At 63.9% G+C, this 1,815-nt stretch carries 2 protein-coding genes; both read right to left on the bottom strand.

The window, feature by feature from the left end; translation table 11 throughout:
- A partial coding sequence (locus EN893_RS32195) for a glycerophosphodiester phosphodiesterase family protein (RefSeq protein ID WP_164901314.1) occupies positions 1-896 on the bottom strand: 896 nt, incomplete at its 3' end.
- A 97-nt stretch (positions 897-993) separates the two neighbouring features.
- On the bottom strand, positions 994-1,815 hold an 822-nt coding region (locus EN893_RS32190; RefSeq protein ID WP_164901313.1), incomplete at its 5' end, for an acyltransferase.

Raw genomic sequence — 1,815 nt, 5'->3', positions numbered from 1 at the left:
AGGCTGGCCTGCACCGCCAGTTCGTCGCCGCGGCCGCCGGCAAGGAAGCCGCCCGGCTTGTTGGCGATGGCGTAGGTGTCGGCCCAGATGTGCCAGTTGCCCCTGACCGCGGCCGCGCGCATGCGCATGCTGAACAACGGTCCGCCGGTCTCGGTCAGCGTCTCGGCGCCTGCCCGCCAGTTGATCAGCTCGATTGCGCGCGGCGAAAAGGCATGGCCGACCGTCCGGGCGAAGCCGGCATCACGCACCGCATCATCGGCGATGATCGGCATGAACTGGAAGCCGCCGCCGATAGCGGTCATTGCCGCCTGGACCGTGGTGATCCGGTTCTGGTTCCACAAATTCTCCTTGACGATAACCTGCTCGGCCATGCCGAGATCGCGAGCCACCGCGATCATGCCCGAGAGGTCGCCGACGTCGAGCTTGTTGTCGAGGTTGATGAGGATCCTGTCCCTGGTCGCCATCAGCATCTCGCGCAGCGTCGAGACTGTTTCACCCGTCACCGCACCGGTGCCTTCGACCACCAGCCTGCAGGTCTTCAGTTCGGCCAGGGTGTATTTGACCACCTCGCCCTTGCAGGTGGTGGTGCGGTCGAGCCAGCTGTCATGCATGACGACGAACTCACCGTCCTTCGAGCGCCTGATATCGACCTCGACGATTTCTGCGCCCATGGCGATCGACCCCTCCACGGCGGCAATCGAATTTTCCGCGTAGAGCGTCTTGCCCGCCTGCATGCTGCCGGCGCGATGCGCGGCCACCATGACGTGGTCGCGCCACTGGTTGGCGTGCTCGAAGCGGTCAAGAATCTGCCTGGCGCGGGTCTCGCCGGCCAATGACTGGTCAGAAAAGGCCACAAGTGCCGAGGAAAACAGAAGGCTCAGCCAGATGGTCCGCATCGAGAATCGCTCCTTGCCGGATCGAGATCGGGATAGGCGACCCTCGTGACATCCAGGTGAACGAAGCCGGCTAGCGGTTGTTCGCGGGGAGTGCGCGTCAGATGCGTTTCGAGAGCCGGCGGAACCACGCCATGGCCGGCATCTCGACAAAACGCCAGGTGATCCAGGAGGCGGCAATGGTGGCCGCGAGCATGACGACGATCGCCAATGCTCCCGTCCAGCCGGCGCCGAAGCCGGTGGCAGGCTGGCCGCGCAGCATGAAATCGCCCATCAGGCCGAGGCCGAGCTTGCGCTCGACGAGCCCGGCGATGTTGATCAGGCGCGCCTGGACGAAAATGTGGACCATGTAGATCGAGTAGGACAGCGCGCCGAGCGTCAACATGAACGGGGTTCTCAGCAAGACGCTGATCCAGCCGCCCTCATGGGCGAACAGGAACAGCGCCAGCGCGAACACCAGGGGTGCCGCGATGCCGAAATCATTGCCGCCCGCCAGCGAGACGAAAAGCACGATGACGGTCACCATGACGATTTCGGCAAGGGTCCAGTCCATCCGCGGGCCGCTCCTGGCGAGGGCCTGTCGCGCCCCTGCAATGGAATCATGCTGAAACCAGGCCAGCAAGGCGCCGAGCGAGAAGCCGTACAGGCAACGGATGAAGCCGAAATCGAAGGACACATCCATATGATGATTCGAGAAGCCGAGCAGGAACAGCGGCGCGGTGACGGCGGCGGCGACGAACCATATCCAGGCGCGCGCACCGGCGACGAAGACCACGCCGGCAAACAGGAGATAGGCGAAGAACTCGGCCGAAATGCTCCAGCTTGGCGCATTCCAGGTCAATTGATCCTCGAAACCGACACCCTGGAGCAGAAGAAGATTGGCAAGCAGGCTGCCGAGGTCGAAGCCTCCGCTGAAGGGGGC

It is taken from the genome of Mesorhizobium sp. M7A.F.Ca.CA.004.04.2.1 (genome assembly GCF_004022825.1).
Taxonomy (GTDB): Bacteria; Pseudomonadota; Alphaproteobacteria; order Rhizobiales; family Rhizobiaceae; genus Mesorhizobium.
This window is presented reverse-complemented; position numbering and strand designations above follow the sequence as displayed.